This window comes from uncultured Eubacterium sp., from assembly GCF_934561735.1.
Lineage (GTDB): Bacteria > Bacillota > Clostridia > Oscillospirales > Acutalibacteraceae > Eubacterium_R.
Genome location: NZ_CAKTGT010000008.1, coordinates 1 through 15,190, shown reverse-complemented (window position 1 = coordinate 15,190; position 15,190 = coordinate 1). Strand labels below are relative to the sequence as shown.

The following is a 15,190-nucleotide window of genomic DNA, read 5'->3' as shown; positions in this document are numbered from 1 at the left end:
GTCCCGTATTATGGCAGGCAGAGATTTAGAACCGCCTCGCCGTTCAATAAGACAAAATGAGTCTTACGAACAGCCAAGAAAGAAAAAATCAAAGAAAGCACCCGAAAATCCGTTTGATAAAAATTCGGGTATGTCATTTTTGGTTGCCAACGGCGGATTTGATTTGCCGTTTTTTGCCGCAACACTTGCACTTGTTACAATAGGTCTTATTATGCTGTTTTCGGCAACCTACCCGTATGCTTTGCAAAATGAGGGCGACTCCTATTATTATTTTAAGCGTCAGTTTATTTTTGCCGTTATGGGTATAATCGTGATGCTTGTTGTGTCAAAATTTAATTACAAATTTTTAAAGGTAATTGAAAAGCCGCTTTTTGCGGTTTCGGTGTTTTTGTTGATACTTGTTTTGTTTTATCATGTAGATGTCAACAGAAACGGTGAGGACTTTAAAAGATGGATTCCTATCGGACCTGTTACTCTTCAGCCTTCCGATATTGCAAAGTTTGCACTTATTCTTGTGCTTGCCGGTTATATCAGCAAAAACTATCGCAAGATGAAATATTTTAAGGAAGGCGTTTTGTTCCCGGTTATTTATATAGGAATATGTTGCGTGCTTATATATCTTGAAAATCACCTTTCATGTACGCTTCTTGTATTTATGATCGGTCTTGCAATGATGTTTTGCGGCGGAACCCGTTGGCAATATTATGTTGCCGGCATATGTTTTGTAGCTGTTATTGCGGTAATCGTTATAAGCAATCCCGATGTTTTGCCCGGTTATCAGGGCGACCGTATCAGAGCATGGACCGATAAAGCTTTCCAGCCTTTGGGTCTAAGATGGCAAACAAATAATTCGCTTTATGCAATCGGCTCCGGCGGATTTTGGGGCGTTGGTTTGGGCAATTCAAAGCAAAAATACCTTTATGTTTCCGAGCCGCAAAATGACTTTATTTTCTCAATTGTTTGCGAAGAGTTGGGCTTTATCGGAGCAACACTTATTATCGGACTTTTCGGAATTCTTTTCTGGAGAGGTATTAAAATAGCACAAAGATGTGAAGACAGATTTTCTTCACTTGTAGTTATAGGCATAGTATCTCAGGTTGCTATTCAAACAATATTTAATATCCTTGTTGTAACCGATACTATCCCAAATACAGGTATAGCACTGCCGTTTTTCTCCTACGGCGGCACATCGCTTTTGATGCTTTGTTTTGAAATGGGCGTGGTTTTGTCTATTTCACGCAAGGTAAATACAAAGAATTATTGAGGTAGAAATTATGAAACTTTTATTTGCAACAGGCGGTACCGCGGGTCATATCAATCCTGCACTTGCCGTTGCTTCTTATATCAAAGAACAATATCCCGACAGCGAAATTATGTTTATCGGCACAGCCGACCATATGGAATCAAGGCTTGTTCCGAATGCGGGATTCGAATTTAAAACTATCGAAATTAACGGCTTTAAGCGTTCGTTTTCGCCAAAAGCAATTATAGATAATGTAAAAACAGTCGGCAAACTTATGAAGTCGGAAAAGGAATCGAAAAACATTATCAAAGAATTCAATCCCGATGTTGTTATCGGTTTTGGCGGATATGTATCGGGTCCCGTTCTTGACGAGGCTGTTAAACTTCACATTCCTACCTGTATTCATGAACAAAACGCTTATCCGGGTATAACCAATAAGCAACTTGCCAAAAAAGTGGACAAGGTTATGCTCACCGTTGAGGATGCGGCAAATCATATAGGTGCAAAGTGCGATGTGGTAATTACCGGCTTGCCTGTTAGGGGAGAACTTCTCAAAAAGTCAAAGTTTAATGCAAGAATAGAGCTTGGCATTGCAGATGACAAACCGCTTATTTTATCATTCGGCGGTTCTCTCGGTGCAGCACCTTTAAATGACGCTATGTTTGACATTCTTCTTGAAGACGCCGAAAAAAATGATGTTTATCATATTCATTCGGTAGGTACAAACGGTAAGGATTATCTTTATAAATTTGCCGAGCACGGTTTTGCTCAAAGAAGCGAAGATGTTTATTATAAAGGTAATGTTGAAGTCAGATTGTATATTGATAATATGGACACCTGTATGGCTGCGGCTGATTTGGTTATCGGCAGAGCCGGGGCGTCCTCTTTGTCCGAAATTGAGGCTATGGGTAAAGCCTCCATACTTATTCCGTCACCTTATGTTGCGGAAAATCATCAATTTCACAATGCAATGGCACTTGTAAATCGTAATGCCGCAAGAATTCTGCGTGAAAAGGATTTGACAACCGATTCCTTAAAATCTCTTATGAATGAACTTATAAGCGATAAGGCGGAACTTGCCGATATAGAAAAAAATGCAAAGGATATGGCAATCCTCGACTCTCGTGAGAGAATAGCGGATATTATTCTTTCTCTTGCAAAATAATTAACATATTTTGAGCACTTTTCATAAACTGCCATAGGTGGTTTTATGAAATGCTTAAAAATAAACGGCGGTAAAAAATTAAGCGGAAATATTTCGGTTCACGGTGCAAAAAACGGTGTTTTGCCGATTCTTTCTGCTTGTGTGCTGATAAACGGAGTTTCCGTTATACATAATTGCCCAAAACTGTCCGATGTTGATGTAACTGTTGATATATTGCGTTATCTCGGTGCAAAAGTTGAGCGTGAAAATGACGCTCTTATTGTTGACACATCTCAAATCGGCAGATATGATGTGCTCGAAAGTTATATGAAAGAACTTCGTTCTTCAATAATTTTTCTCGGTGCCCTTGCTTCAAGGAGCGGCAGAGCCTGTCTTTATCTTCCCGGCGGGTGTGAAATCGGACTTCGCCCGATTGATTTGCATTTAAAAGGACTTAAAGCACTCGGCTACAATGTCTATACCGATGGGCATAATGTTTGTGCCGAAAAGAAAAATGTTAAAGGTACAGAGATTGTTTTGCCTTTTCCGAGCGTCGGTGCAACGGAAAATATAATTCTTGCATCTGTTTTGGCTCCGGGCAGAACAACAATAGTAAATGCCGCAAGAGAGCCTGAAATAGCAGATTTGGTAAAATTTCTTAATAAAGCAGGTGCAAAAATTACGGGAACATCCGCACCCACCATCGTAATTGACGGTGTAAAAACTCTTCACGGCGTTGAACATACAGTAATTCCCGACAGAATTTTGGCTGCTACCTTGATGTCGGCTTGTGCAATCACCGGCGGTGAAATTGAACTTGAAAATTTGTGCCCCGAGCATATTATGCCAACCTTGCCTGCGTTTGAAGAAATGGGTTGCCGTATTGATATAAGCAAAAATTCGCTCCGCATCAAGTCACCGGAAAGACTTAAAAGAGTTAAAAAGATTGAAACAATGGCGTATCCGGGATTTCCAACGGATTGTCAGGCACCTGTTATGGCAGCACTTTCGGTTGCCAAGGGTACATCTATAATCAAAGAAACTATATTTGAAAATCGATTTAAACATATTGAACAGTTGAATATGTTTGGTACGGATATAAGTATTAATGACAGAATTGCCGTTGTTAACGGCGTAAAAAATATTCATTCGGCAGATGTAAAATGCACGGATTTGCGTGGAGGGGCCGCTGTAATTATAGCGGCATTAAAGGCAAACGGAATTTCAACCGTTAAAGATATTCATCATATCGACAGGGGATACGAGTGCATTGAAAATCAGCTTGCTTCTCTCGGTGCTGATATAAAGAGGATGTATGATGAAAAAAAATAACAAAACAAAGACGAAAAAAGAAAATACGATGACACCGCTTAATGACGAACTCGGCTTTTTCGGAATTGAACCACCGAAAATTTACAGAGAAGGTCAGAAGCGTGAAAAATCACCGGTTTCGTCGGTTGACAGCAATAATGCACAAAAGAGAAAAAGAACCGCACCGCTTAATGACAGACAGCGTTCCTCACAGCAACAATCCGTTGCCAAGGGCAAGAAAAAAAGACGACTGAAAAAAAAGTTCAGGGTTGCTTTTACTGTAATCGGTTTGGTTTTGTTGACGGCGATAATCATTGCGGTTTTGTGCCTGACGGTTTTCTTTAAAATTGACACCATAAAAGTAAACGGTGTAAAAAAATATACCGCTCAACAAGTTACATCGGTATTGCCTATTGAAAAAGAAAAAAATCTTTTTACAATAGACAAAAAGAAAGCTGCTCAAAAGCTCGAAGAAAATCTTCCGTATGTTTACAATGTTGAGATTACAAGAAAACTTCCGTCAACGGTTGTTGTAAATATTACCGAACCGCAGTTTGTGTATTACATAAAAAACAGCAACAATACCTATACCTATTTTGATGATAATTTTAAAATATTGGAAGTTGATGTAAAATCTCCGCCAAAAAACGGTATAGAAGTTAAAAAGACAGCATTTGAAAATGTTGTTCCCGGAAAAACAGCAAAAGTAACAAATCAAGACCTTGTGTCTGATTTGCAAATTTTGATGCAAACTGTTACGGATTTGAAACTTAATAAGGTAACAGCCTTGTATTCCGACAGTATGGTGAGCAACTATATTGTATATGATAACAGAATTATTGTTAAACTTGGTGAAACAAAAGACATACAAGATAAAATCTTTACAGCTTTGACGGCAATAGATAAGCTAAATGAAAGCAATCCGGGTGCGGAAGGCGCTTTAACGGCAACAAACAGCAAGCAAATTTACTTTACAGAGAAAAAATGACATACAGTTAAAATATAAACTGTAAAGTGAAATACTTGCAAATCAGTTGACAATTTGTATAATTTATGCACTTTGCACAACAAATCAAAGCAGAAATTTATAAACATTGGAAAAAATATTAAGAATATTTTTTAAAAAGTATTGCAAAGTAGTTACAAAACTGTTACAATATCAAATGTGAGACACTAAGAAAATAAGTGTTGTACCGATATAAAATAAAGATAAGGAGAATTAAAATGGGTAGATATGAAATTGATACTGATGACAACAAGGTTGTTTCAATAAAAGTAATCGGCGTAGGTGGCGGCGGCGGAAATGCCGTTAACCGTATGGTTAAGTGCGGAGTAAAGGATGTTGAGTTTGTTGCTGTAAACTCTGATAAGCCTGCTCTTGACAAGTCATCTGCCACACATAAAATTCTTATCGGCGAAAAGGCTACAAAGGGTCGTGGCGCAGGTGCAAGACCTGAGGTTGGTCTTAAAGCTGCAGAAGAATCAAAGGAACAGTTAACAGATGTTCTCCAGGGCTGTGAAATGGTATTTGTTACTGCCGGTATGGGCGGCGGAACAGGTACAGGTGCCGCTCCTGTTGTTGCAAAGCTTGCCAAAGAAATGGGTATTCTTACCGTAGGTGTTGTTACAACTCCTTTCGGTTTTGAAGGTAAGCGCCGTATGCAACAGGCACAGGAAGGTATCAATGAGCTTGCTTCAAATGTTGACTCATTGATGGTTATTCCAAATGAAAACCTCAAGCTTGTTTCCAAGGAAAAGATTACTCTTCTCAATGCATTTGAAATTGCAAACGATGTACTCCGTCAAGGTGTACAGAGCATTTCGGACCTTGTTAACGCAACAGGTCTTGTAAACTGTGACTTTGCCGATGTTACCGAAATTATGAAAGATGCCGGCTATGCACATATGGGCGTTGGTCACGGCAAGGGCAAGGATAAGGCAGAAATGGCAGCTCAGCAAGCTATTTCTTCACCTCTTCTTCAAACATCTATCGACGGTGCTCGCGGCGTTCTCCTCAACATCACATGCTCAACAGATATCGGACTTGAAGAAATCGATGCAGCATCAAATGTTGTTATGGAAGCTGTTCATCCTGATTGTGAAATCATCTGGGGTGCTAACTTCGATGAAGAACTTGAAGATGAAATGATCATTACAGTTATCGCTACTCGTTTCGGCGAGGACGGACCGGGTGCTCCTATCAAGTCAACAACAGCTTCAAAGCCTGTTGAACCACCAAAGGAAATACCTTCGGCTCCTGCAAGCTTCACTTCAAATGATGATGATTCATTTAACGATATTGTTTCATTCTTTAAGAAGTAATAAGTAAAATTTATAAAAGACTGTTCGCTTTTGAACAGTCTTTTTTGTTTTGTAAAGTTATGAAGCTTGCATTGTTTGTTTGTGAAAAGGTGAGATTACTTTTTGAAATATATTGTTCTTTTGTATGTAAATGTTTAAACTTTACTGTTTTTAACACTTTCCACCCACTTTTCCACATTTAAAATATGCTAAAAACGGTTGTTTCAACATTTGTTCCACACAGTTTTCCACATTATTTTTGTTGGATTGTCGATTTGTAAAGAACTTTACTTCACAAATGTTGCATAATAAAAAGCCGTCAAACAATTATTTTTGTAACTGTTAAACGGCTTTACATATGTATTTTTTACTTTTTTGAAACAATAATTGAAATTTGCTCGATAAACGATTTGACTTTGTTTGCCATTTCTTCGGGTGTTTCTTTCATCCCTTTTGAAATCCAGCTGATAATAACTCCGCCCAAGCCGAATCCAAAGAATTCTGCAACAGTGGTATGGTTATTATTCAATGTGTTTAAGTTATTTTTCTTAATAATGTCATTAATTATTTTTTCAAACTGATTTGTGGCAACTTTTGATAAGTATGAGTAAACATCTCCCATATTTATTTTAACGGCGTTTTGGTAAAACTTTTTGTCGTTATACATAGTATTGAATATAGTCAAAAAGTTTTCTTCCATCGTTTCGTATGAAAAATTGTCAATAAGCTTGCTGATTATCTCGTTATACAGCAACCAGTCAAGAAGTTCGTATCTGTCCTGAAAATGATAGTAAAATGTTTGCCTGTGCATTTCACATTTGTTTGAAATGTCCGAAACCGTGATTTTTTCAAACGGTGTGGTTTGCATTAATTCTTTCAATGCGGCAGCAATCTTACGCTTGGTGATTTCGCTGCATGATAATTGGTCTTTCATACCGTAAACCTCTTATACAAATATTATAGTATGTATATTATAACATATTTCCGATTTTATACAAGTGTATGTTTAAAAATTAACATTTGTATAATTAAATTGTTGAATGATACATCATAATTCCGCTCGGCTCAATGTCTGCAATTCCGTAAACACCGTCACGGGCAGAACCCGGGTTCATATAATGTATAGAGTCCACAACCTCAATATAAGGGATGTGAGTGTGACCGAACAAAACAATGTCCGCACCGATTGACCTTGCTTCTCTTTGAATATCCTGATATCCGTGCTTAACATAATACGGATGTCCGTGCGTGAAAAGTATTTTCTTTCCGTCAAATTCTATAACTTTACTTGTTGGGTACGGCGAATAAAAATCACAGTTTCCGCTTACTCTGTCAATGTTGATGTCGGGGTACATTATCAAAGCCTCATCAAGGTCGTCGTTGCCGTCACCTAAAAATAAAAACAAGTCTGCATTGTCCTTATGCCTTTCGATTATATCAAGCAGTGCCGAAACTCTTCTGTGACTGTCCGACATAACTACTATTCTCATTCATATCCCACCTTAAATTATCATATCTTTAATTAGATTATACTATGAAAGGATGCGTGTTTCAATGAAAAATATCAATGTTGACGAATTAAAAAAAGCCGCCGAGAGCGGAAAATTAGATTCGTATATCAATAAAAATCTTCCGCCCGATGCAACCAAAAAAATCAAGCAGGTTTTGTCAGATAAATCCGCAACCGAAAAGCTGCTTAACACTCCGGAAGCAAAAGCACTTATGCAAAAATTTATGAAAAAATAGGTAGAAAAATGGATAACATAAACGATATTATATCATCTCTTTCGGATGATGATATAGAAATGCTCAAGGGTGTTGCCTCGTCTATATTAGGCGATGGCAATGCCAATGAACAAAAATCAGCAGAAAGTGATAAAAAATCTGTACTTCCAAACGGACTTAATCTTTCTCAAAGCGACCTTAATATGATGCTCAAGGCAAAAACGATAATTGATAAGATGAACAACACTTCATCAAAGGATGCAGATCTTATTCTGGCTTTAAAGCCGCATCTTTCCGAAGAGTCAAGAGCGAAAGCCGATAAAGCAATCCGTATTTTGAAATTGTTTGATATTCTTCCGTACATAAAGGAATTGTTTTAAATGAGCGAATTTAATTCAAATGACATAAATGATGCAAAACGCCGTGTTGAAGAAATGCGTAAAAAAGCAAATAATTACATAGATGCTCCGCAAAACGAGGACAAAACATTTCAAAGTTCGAGTGCAAAAAGCGATAATAAAAATGATTCTCCGCTGTCCTTTTTGTCGGATTTAACAGGCTCTCTTTTTTCGTCGTCGGGCAATGACGGCTCGCAGGGTCTTATTCTTGCACTTATTTTAATTTTGTCAAAAGAGGGAGCAGACAGCAAATTAATTTTGGCACTTCTGTATATTTTGCTTTGATAGTATGGAATTTTGATATAATATGTGTTATATTATACATTAGATTTATTTGGGAGGAATTAGATGTCTAATATCACACATGTATATTTTGACGGTTTGGGTATAGATTTTAATCTGCCGTCGGTAGCCTTCAGCGTGTTTGGCTACGACATTCATTGGTACGGAATAATTATTGCTTTCGGTTTTGCACTTGCTGTTTTGTACGGCGGTCGTAAGGCGTATAAATGGAAGATGAGCCTTGACGGAATGACTGATGTACTCATTTGGGGCACACTTTTCGGTATAGTTTGTGCACGGCTTTATTATGTCGCCTTTGAATGGGATTATTATTCGCAACACCTCAACGAAATTCCGGCTATATGGAACGGCGGTATTGCGATTTACGGCGGTATTATCGGTGCTCTTATCGGTGCGGCAATAGGCTGTAAAATCGGCAAAATTAATTTTCTTAACCTTCTTGATTTGGGTTCGCTCGGTCTTTTGATCGGACAAGGTATCGGCAGATGGGGTAACTTCTTTAATCAGGAGGCGTTCGGCACAAACACCGATACAGCACTTTTCAGAATGTGGTCGCCTAAAATTCATGATACTTTGGAAAGTTCGGCGGCTTTGCTTGCACAAAAGGGGATAACCGTTGACCCTAACACAGCTGTTCATCCTACATTTTTGTACGAAAGTGTATGGTGCCTGCTCAGTTTCCTTGTACTTCATATTGTTGTAACTTATTTCAGAAAGTTTAAGGGCGAAATCTTTATGCTCTACGGCGTGCTTTACGGTGCCGAGCGTATGGTTGTTGAAGGTATGAGAACCGATTCCCTTTATATCGGCTCAACAACTATCCGTGTTTCACAGCTTTTGTCGGCAATTATTGTGGTTGTTGCTCTTGTATTTTTCATTTATTTTATGACAAAATACAAAAAAGGCAAATTGCCAAAGGCACTTCAACTTGATGATTTGGATGCTTTAGAAGAAGCAAACAAAAAAGCAAAGGCAGAGCAAAAGGCTGAACTTGAGGAGAAAAAAAGACAAAAGGCTCTTAAAAAGCAGGAAAAGAAAGATAAGAGGAATAAACAATGAATATTATTGACGGAAAAGCAGTGTCAAAAAAAGTAAAAGAGGATGTTAAGGCAGAGTGCGAACAGCTCAAAGCAAAAGGTGTCACACCGGGTCTTGCAGTAATTATTGTCGGTGACGATCCGGCATCTCAGGTGTATGTTCACAACAAAGAGGTTGCGTGTGAGGCTTGCGGATTTTACAGCGTTAAGTATGCTCTCCCTGCCGAAACAACTCAGGAAGAACTTAATGAACTTATAGACAAGCTTAATAAAGATGACAAAATTAACGGTATTCTTTGCCAACTTCCTCTGCCGTCACATCTTGATGACAAAGAGGTTATCAATCGTATTGACCCGCTTAAGGATGTTGATGCGTTCCACCCTGTAAATGTCGGTGCGATTATGATTGGCGATTATAATTATTTGCCTTGCACTCCTGCCGGTGTAATGGAGCTTATCCATTCAACAGGCGTTGATGTTTCGGGCAAAAAGGCTGTTGTTATGGGCCGTTCAAATATCGTGGGCAAGCCTATGGCTATGCTTCTTCTTCACGAAAATGCAACAGTGGAAATCACTCATTCAAGAACTCAAAATTTGACTGATATTACCAAAGAAGCCGATATTCTTGTTGCCGCTATCGGCAAGGCAAAATTTGTCAAGGCAGATATGGTCAAGGACGGCGCAGTTGTTATTGATGTCGGTATGAACAGAGATGAAAACGGCAAGCTTTGCGGTGATGTGGATTTTGAGGATGTAAAGGATAAGTGCAGTTTCATCACTCCGGTTCCGGGCGGTGTTGGTCCGATGACTATCGCAATGCTTATGAAAAACACATTGACAGCGGCAAAAATCCAAAACGGTGTTGAGTAATATGACTATTGAAGAACAGGTTGTAAACAAATTAATTGACAGAGGCTTCCATGTTTCTTTTGCAGAATCGTGCACAGGAGGTCTTTGTTGCGGCACGCTTGTTAATGTTTCAAATGCTTCAAAGGTGCTTGATATGTCGTTTGCGACCTATGCAAACGAAGCAAAGGTTGAACTTATAAATGTAAACTCCGAAACTATTGACGCTTACGGTGTAGTAAGCGAAGAAGTGGCATGGGAGATGTGCAAAGGCGTTGCCGAAAAATCACACAGCGAGGTCGGAGTAGGCGTCACAGGTGTTGCCGGTCCAACAGGAGGCACTGCCAAAAAGCCGGTCGGTATGGTTTGCTTTGGATTTTATGTAAACGGAGAAGTAAAAACTTATACAATGCAGTTTGGCAATCTTGGCAGAAATGTTGTTAGAGCCAAGTCGGTTGAATTTGTTTTCAATACTTTAAATGATTTGCTTGAAAAGTAAAAACCTATGTGTTATAATATTTCCGTTGCAATCGCAAAAATTAAATAAGGTGTATCATCCGATACACCCGACATGCTGATATGGCTCAGTTGGTAGAGCAGCTCATTCGTAATGAGCAGGCCGTCGGTTCGAGTCCGACTATCAGCTCCAAAACCTGCGTAAACACGGCGTTTTCGCAGGTTTTTTTCTTTTTCAGAAATGCATTTCAAAATTCAATACGCAACAAAAAATCTCACTCTTTTTACGGAGTGAGATTTTGTTCGTTTATTCGATTTTTCGCTCAAGACCATCTATTGACCATTTATGAAATTTGCCGCATTTCCGCCGAGTAAATTACCCATTGTGTTTGCAACATTTTCTTGCATGGAATCCGTTACATGCATACAACCCTCTTCAAAAATATAAAATGGTCTATTTCCGATAATTTCAAATTTACCATTCTCATAATAAATAGTATCTTCTTCAGGTAGAGCTATTATTTTTTCTTTTTTTGATAATTCTAACAGATAGTTTTTATTTAATTCAGTCTTTTCTTTATCTTGATTGGTAAAATGACAAAGAAATGAAAAATGGCTTACTACATCAAGACCCATTAAATCTTTAAGGTCAACTTCATTTTCGTCTGCATATTTACATGTGTCGATACATTGTCCTAAAATTATAGCACCTGCACTACCTCCAAAAACAACTCCATTATTCTCAATAAAAACTTTTATTTTTTCAAATGAGCCACTATCTTTTAAATCTTTTAGTAATTTAAATGTGTTTCCGCCACCAATAAATAATGCAGAATAATTTTCTAAATTTTTATTAAATAAATCGGTACCTGAAACAACCATATCTATATTTGGAACGTCAATTTCTTTTAATTCATCTTTAATCCATTCATAACAGCTTGGATAGCTTTCACTTGGCATAGCAAGCGGAATATATAATATAGGTTTATTATGATCTATAATTTCATTTAATTTCTTATTTGCATCAACTGTTTGTTGTCCACAACCTCCACCGCATAAAAATATTCTCATTCTATCTCATCTCCATACACATTTCTCTTGTTTTTAAAGTTGTTTTGATATACGTTCTTTGCTAAAACTAACTCTTTTTGTTCTAAATCAGTTTCAGCTTTTTTATTCATTTAAACAACCTTCTTAATTTACAAACTTGTCAATCAATAAAATTATACTATATTTAAACATATTTTTCTATAATCCTATTTAAAGAATCAAACAGTCAGTTCTGTAATGTAAGAAATACAGCATAAGTTTTTTTCTTTTTCTGAAATGAATTTCAAGACTCAATGTGCAAAAAAAATCTCACTCCTTTAGCTAAATTTCCTAATATGATGCAGTTTGATTATATCCAAAATTAAATAAAGTAATTAAGAAAATGTGCTTAATGATTTAGAAATCTTGCTATATTGAAGTATGCTTTTTTGCGAGGCGTTCAACTTTTTTGTCGTCAAAGATGTTGGTTAAGCCCTCCCAAGTAAGCTGGCGTCTTTCAAACCAAAGGTTTTGGAAAAAACCTCTGAGCTTGTTTGGATTTGCGATTTGAGGTTCTGAGTAGCCAATGTCGTTTTTATCAAGATAGGAATAGTAATAATCCAGCATACTCTTAAAGCTGTTATAATCGGTATCACCGTGCCACACGGTCTCTGCCAATGCACCGAGACGAGGATAGGTCATTTTGTCTGCTTTTTTCATATTAGGAACATATTCTGTCCAAAGCGTTGCTTCCGCTCCTAAGCAATTTCCGTCATAAAGCTTATGATTTGCCGTATCTTTTAGGCTGATATAGCCATACGGCAAATCGATATAATACGCAGTTGTACTTGTATCAATAAACGGTCTGTCGCCTGTGGAAATATCCCCACATTTTGTAAAGCCCAAATCTTCGTTAAGAAGCTTGTCATCTTTCAAATCCCAGCTCCACATAAATGCCTGTTTGCCCTTACTCTTGCAGTAATCATTGATTCTGTTCATAAAGTAGCACTGAAGTTCTTCTTCATCCTTTAAGCCAAGTTCCTTAATTTTTGACTGACAATGAGGGCATAAATGCCACCTATGCTTAGGAACTTCGTCGCCTCCGATATGAAAATATTCGTCGGGGAATATTTCACAAAGCTCGTCGATAACATCCTCAACGAACCGGTATGTCGAATCTTTACCTGCACACAAAACATCGTGTTTTACTCCCCAATGGTCCGCAACCGGTAACTGTCTGTTAAAGCATCCGAGATACGGATAGCAAGCCATGGCACTTCTGCTGTGTCCCGGAATGTCAAATTCGGGCATAACGCTGATTGAAAAACTGTGGGCATAATCTACAAGGCTTTTAAGCTCTGCCTTGGTGTAAAATCCGCTGTGCGGAGTATGGTTAAAATTAGTCTTTTTTCTTACAGAGCCGATTTTGGTCAACAGCGGATATTTGTCAATTTCAACTCTCCAACCTTGATCCTCGGTAAGATGAAAATGCAGAAAATTAAGCTTATGCAATGACGCTTTTCTTATGAACGATTTAACCTTATCAACAGTGTAAAAATATCTTCCCACATCAAGCATAAAACCTCTGATTTTACATCTCGGCTTATCTTTAATTACAAGACAAGGTATGTTTTCGCCCTGTTGAAATAAAATTTGTTTGAGCGTTTGCAAAGCAAAAACTCTGCCGCTTAGACTGCTTGAATAAATCTTGATTTCCTCGTCTGTTTCAAGCCTGTATTCCTCGTCTGAAAGCGAAGGCTCATCTATAAATTTAACCTTGCAGTTATCACCGACCTTAATTTCGAGCCTGTTCAAAAAATCATAAAAATCATCAAGAACGGCTTTGTTGATTTTGCTCTCATCAAGTGACAGCGATTTGATTTTAAGCGTATTATTCTTATCAATATCCACAGATGTCGGTGTAGGAATAATCTTCAGCATTATGTATGTACCTTTCAATTAAAATTGTTAATCGGTTAAAAATTATTATACACTTTTTTACCTGTTATGGCAACTGCAACGCAAGACCGATTCGCCGGTGAAGTAAAAACAAAAATTCTTGAACTTAACGGAGCCGGTAAGATGAATCATATGCTGCTTTTGCAGGCTCTATTTTGTGTATAGGCTGTATGTTCCGTGATTTTCTTTGCTTTCAAATTCGCATTTAGTAAGCGGTTTGTTGCTGTTGACAGCCGATTTAATCAGTTCTTTTGTAAGTGCGGGAACATCATCTCTTTGCATGGCTTTGTTAATGTCAAGCCATATAACTTCGCTGTTTTCGTCTTTGTCGCTTCGTGCCGTGCCGTTGATGTATTCAAGTGAAAATGCAACATACCAATCTTTCATATTAAATCTAACGGCGATTAAATCTTTCGGTTCAACGGAAATTCCCGTTTCTTCAAGATATTCACGTTTAACTGCGTCCTGCGGAGTTTCGCCGTTGTTTACATATCCGCCCGGTACAATCAAAAGTCCCTTGCCTGCACCGTAGGTGTGCCTTCCAAGGAGTACTTTGCCGTCTTTTATCAACACTCCCGTAACGCTCTGCTGCCAATTTGTATTTTCACCGTTCATAATATCGCTCTCTTTTTTATTTTTTTAGATTATAACATAAAATTGAATTGTTTGAATATGAATTTTTATTTTAATCGTTAAAAAACGACTGTTACCTATTGCCTTGGGTTTGGTAACGCATCGGTAACATATTGTAAAAATAATAATTATATGTTAAAATTATTTAAATTTTTTTACGGAGGAACAATATGAAAAAAGTAATTAGTTTATTAATGTCATTTGTGATGCTTATAAGTTTTAGCTTTGGTATGAGCTTATCGGCAGATGCACAAGATGATTCAAGCAGTTCGATTCAAAATGAAGATGTAATTAAACTTGCAACAGAAATGGCAAATGATTATCTTCATTTATCAAACGAATTTATTTCAAGTTTGGGAATGACACCTGAAGAAGCTAAAAATGCTACGTATAAAGATGTTATCGCTAGATTAAGCCCGATGGTTATTGAATATTTAGGCTCGTCATTTAAATATAATGTAGACAAAAAGACATTTTTGATGAACCACAGCGACATCACGGGTATTACAGCCTGGAGTGATAAGTACTACAGCTACTATTCGTATCTTGACGACTTAAATGCTAAAAAAGGTGATATCAACTTTTACACTCTTTATACTTTTTGTGAGAATAACTTTGATAATGATCAAATTCCTGTTGAAGTACAGGATTACTGCACAGAAACATTGCCTAAATTGCAATATCTTCTCAGTATTGTAAGTAATGCCGAAAACGAATACAATTCAAATAAGAACATCGGTGACATGGTATACACCGGTACCAACGCAAGCGGTAAGGGTCAACCAAACAACGGTTTGACAAAGGT

17 protein-coding genes and 1 tRNA gene are annotated in these 15,190 nt (G+C 37.7%); 13 read left to right on the top strand and 5 right to left on the bottom strand.

What is annotated here, in order from left to right; translation table 11 throughout:
- Nucleotides 1–10: 10 nt before the first annotated feature.
- From ftsW to ftsZ, 5 genes are all read left to right on the top strand, one after another.
- The gene (gene ftsW / locus Q0E08_RS07155) at nt 11–1,264 is read left to right on the top strand and encodes a putative lipid II flippase FtsW (RefSeq protein ID WP_294778421.1); all 1,254 of its coding nucleotides are present in this window, start codon (nt 11–13) and stop codon (nt 1,262–1,264) included.
- A 10-nt stretch (nt 1,265–1,274) separates the two neighbouring features.
- Entirely contained in the window at nt 1,275–2,408 is a 1,134-nt protein-coding gene (gene murG, locus Q0E08_RS07150) for an undecaprenyldiphospho-muramoylpentapeptide beta-N-acetylglucosaminyltransferase (protein ID WP_294778419.1), read from the top strand.
- A gap of 45 nt (nt 2,409–2,453) precedes the next feature.
- Nucleotides 2,454–3,719: a UDP-N-acetylglucosamine 1-carboxyvinyltransferase gene (gene murA, locus Q0E08_RS07145; RefSeq protein ID WP_294778417.1), complete on the top strand. Its 1,266-nt coding sequence runs from the start codon at nt 2,454–2,456 to the stop codon at nt 3,717–3,719.
- Entirely contained in the window at nt 3,703–4,686 is a 984-nt protein-coding gene (locus tag Q0E08_RS07140) for a cell division protein FtsQ/DivIB (protein WP_294778415.1), read from the top strand. Before murA ends, Q0E08_RS07140 begins: the two co-directional genes overlap by 17 nt.
- 236 nt (nt 4,687–4,922) lie before the next feature.
- Nucleotides 4,923–6,020: a cell division protein FtsZ gene (gene ftsZ / locus Q0E08_RS07135; RefSeq protein WP_294778412.1), complete on the top strand. Its 1,098-nt coding sequence runs from the start codon at nt 4,923–4,925 to the stop codon at nt 6,018–6,020.
- 346 nt (nt 6,021–6,366) lie between these two features.
- Here the strand turns inward: ftsZ and dhaS are convergent, their stop codons facing one another.
- Nucleotides 6,367–6,933 (bottom strand): dihydroxyacetone kinase transcriptional activator DhaS, encoded by a 567-nt coding sequence (gene dhaS / locus Q0E08_RS07130; RefSeq protein ID WP_294778410.1) that lies wholly within the window; start codon nt 6,931–6,933, stop codon nt 6,367–6,369.
- Between the two features lie 94 nt (nt 6,934–7,027).
- A complete protein-coding gene (locus Q0E08_RS07125) occupies nt 7,028–7,489 on the bottom strand; it encodes a YfcE family phosphodiesterase (protein ID WP_294778408.1) in 462 nt (153 codons plus the stop codon).
- Nucleotides 7,490–7,553: 64 nt separating this feature from the next.
- Here Q0E08_RS07125 and Q0E08_RS07120 point away from each other — a divergent pair, with 64 nt between their 5' ends.
- The 7 genes from Q0E08_RS07120 (at nt 7,554) to Q0E08_RS07090 (ending at nt 10,957) form a co-directional block, all read left to right on the top strand.
- Complete coding sequence (locus Q0E08_RS07120; protein WP_294778406.1) at nt 7,554–7,745, top strand: hypothetical protein; 192 nt, start codon at nt 7,554–7,556, stop codon at nt 7,743–7,745.
- An 8-nt stretch (nt 7,746–7,753) separates the two neighbouring features.
- Entirely contained in the window at nt 7,754–8,104 is a 351-nt protein-coding gene (locus tag Q0E08_RS07115; RefSeq protein ID WP_294778404.1) for a hypothetical protein, read from the top strand.
- Nucleotides 8,105–8,407 (top strand): hypothetical protein, encoded by a 303-nt coding sequence (locus Q0E08_RS07110; RefSeq protein ID WP_294778402.1) that lies wholly within the window; start codon nt 8,105–8,107, stop codon nt 8,405–8,407.
- Nucleotides 8,408–8,470: 63 nt separating this feature from the next.
- On the top strand, nt 8,471–9,484 hold the full coding sequence (gene lgt, locus Q0E08_RS07105) for a prolipoprotein diacylglyceryl transferase (RefSeq protein WP_294778400.1): 1,014 nt from the start codon (nt 8,471–8,473) through the stop codon (nt 9,482–9,484).
- On the top strand, nt 9,481–10,332 hold the full coding sequence (folD, locus tag Q0E08_RS07100; protein ID WP_294778398.1) for a bifunctional methylenetetrahydrofolate dehydrogenase/methenyltetrahydrofolate cyclohydrolase FolD: 852 nt from the start codon (nt 9,481–9,483) through the stop codon (nt 10,330–10,332). The genes lgt and folD overlap by 4 nt, the downstream gene beginning before the upstream one ends.
- 1 nt (nt 10,333) lies before the next feature.
- Complete coding sequence (locus tag Q0E08_RS07095) at nt 10,334–10,807, top strand: CinA family protein (RefSeq protein ID WP_294778396.1); 474 nt, start codon at nt 10,334–10,336, stop codon at nt 10,805–10,807.
- Between the two features lie 74 nt (nt 10,808–10,881).
- Nucleotides 10,882–10,957: transfer RNA gene (locus tag Q0E08_RS07090), tRNA-Thr, on the top strand.
- Between the two features lie 140 nt (nt 10,958–11,097).
- Here the strand turns inward: Q0E08_RS07090 and Q0E08_RS07085 are convergent.
- The 3 genes from Q0E08_RS07085 to Q0E08_RS07075 form a co-directional block, all read right to left on the bottom strand.
- A complete protein-coding gene (locus Q0E08_RS07085) occupies nt 11,098–11,835 on the bottom strand; it encodes a Type 1 glutamine amidotransferase-like domain-containing protein (RefSeq protein ID WP_294778395.1) in 738 nt (245 codons plus the stop codon).
- Nucleotides 11,836–12,222: 387 nt separating this feature from the next.
- Nucleotides 12,223–13,734 carry a beta-N-acetylhexosaminidase gene (locus tag Q0E08_RS07080; RefSeq protein ID WP_294778393.1) on the bottom strand — a complete coding sequence of 504 codons (1,512 nt, stop codon included), beginning with the start codon at nt 13,732–13,734 and terminating at the stop codon, nt 12,223–12,225.
- 168 nt (nt 13,735–13,902) lie between these two features.
- A complete protein-coding gene (locus Q0E08_RS07075; RefSeq protein WP_294778390.1) occupies nt 13,903–14,367 on the bottom strand; it encodes an NUDIX domain-containing protein in 465 nt (154 codons plus the stop codon).
- A gap of 188 nt (nt 14,368–14,555) precedes the next feature.
- Here Q0E08_RS07075 and Q0E08_RS07070 point away from each other — a divergent pair.
- A partial coding sequence (locus Q0E08_RS07070; protein WP_294778388.1) for a hypothetical protein occupies nt 14,556–15,190 on the top strand: 635 nt, incomplete at its 3' end.

What these genes read in the sequence shown, in the direction of transcription:
- ftsW (WP_294778421.1), top strand. Translation starts at nt 11, where the DNA reads ATGGCAGGCAGAGATTTAGAACCGCCTCGCCGTTCAATAAGACAAAAT.
- murG (WP_294778419.1), top strand. Translation starts at nt 1,275, where the DNA reads ATGAAACTTTTATTTGCAACAGGCGGTACCGCGGGTCATATCAATCCT.
- murA (WP_294778417.1), top strand. Translation starts at nt 2,454, where the DNA reads ATGAAATGCTTAAAAATAAACGGCGGTAAAAAATTAAGCGGAAATATT.
- Q0E08_RS07140 (WP_294778415.1), top strand. Translation starts at nt 3,703, where the DNA reads ATGATGAAAAAAAATAACAAAACAAAGACGAAAAAAGAAAATACGATG.
- ftsZ (WP_294778412.1), top strand. Translation starts at nt 4,923, where the DNA reads ATGGGTAGATATGAAATTGATACTGATGACAACAAGGTTGTTTCAATA.
- dhaS (WP_294778410.1), bottom strand. Translation starts at nt 6,933, where the DNA reads ATGAAAGACCAATTATCATGCAGCGAAATCACCAAGCGTAAGATTGCT.
- Q0E08_RS07125 (WP_294778408.1), bottom strand. Translation starts at nt 7,489, where the DNA reads ATGAGAATAGTAGTTATGTCGGACAGTCACAGAAGAGTTTCGGCACTG.
- Q0E08_RS07120 (WP_294778406.1), top strand. Translation starts at nt 7,554, where the DNA reads ATGAAAAATATCAATGTTGACGAATTAAAAAAAGCCGCCGAGAGCGGA.
- Q0E08_RS07115 (WP_294778404.1), top strand. Translation starts at nt 7,754, where the DNA reads ATGGATAACATAAACGATATTATATCATCTCTTTCGGATGATGATATA.
- Q0E08_RS07110 (WP_294778402.1), top strand. Translation starts at nt 8,105, where the DNA reads ATGAGCGAATTTAATTCAAATGACATAAATGATGCAAAACGCCGTGTT.
- lgt (WP_294778400.1), top strand. Translation starts at nt 8,471, where the DNA reads ATGTCTAATATCACACATGTATATTTTGACGGTTTGGGTATAGATTTT.
- folD (WP_294778398.1), top strand. Translation starts at nt 9,481, where the DNA reads ATGAATATTATTGACGGAAAAGCAGTGTCAAAAAAAGTAAAAGAGGAT.
- Q0E08_RS07095 (WP_294778396.1), top strand. Translation starts at nt 10,334, where the DNA reads ATGACTATTGAAGAACAGGTTGTAAACAAATTAATTGACAGAGGCTTC.
- Q0E08_RS07085 (WP_294778395.1), bottom strand. Translation starts at nt 11,835, where the DNA reads ATGAGAATATTTTTATGCGGTGGAGGTTGTGGACAACAAACAGTTGAT.
- Q0E08_RS07080 (WP_294778393.1), bottom strand. Translation starts at nt 13,734, where the DNA reads ATGCTGAAGATTATTCCTACACCGACATCTGTGGATATTGATAAGAAT.
- Q0E08_RS07075 (WP_294778390.1), bottom strand. Translation starts at nt 14,367, where the DNA reads ATGAACGGTGAAAATACAAATTGGCAGCAGAGCGTTACGGGAGTGTTG.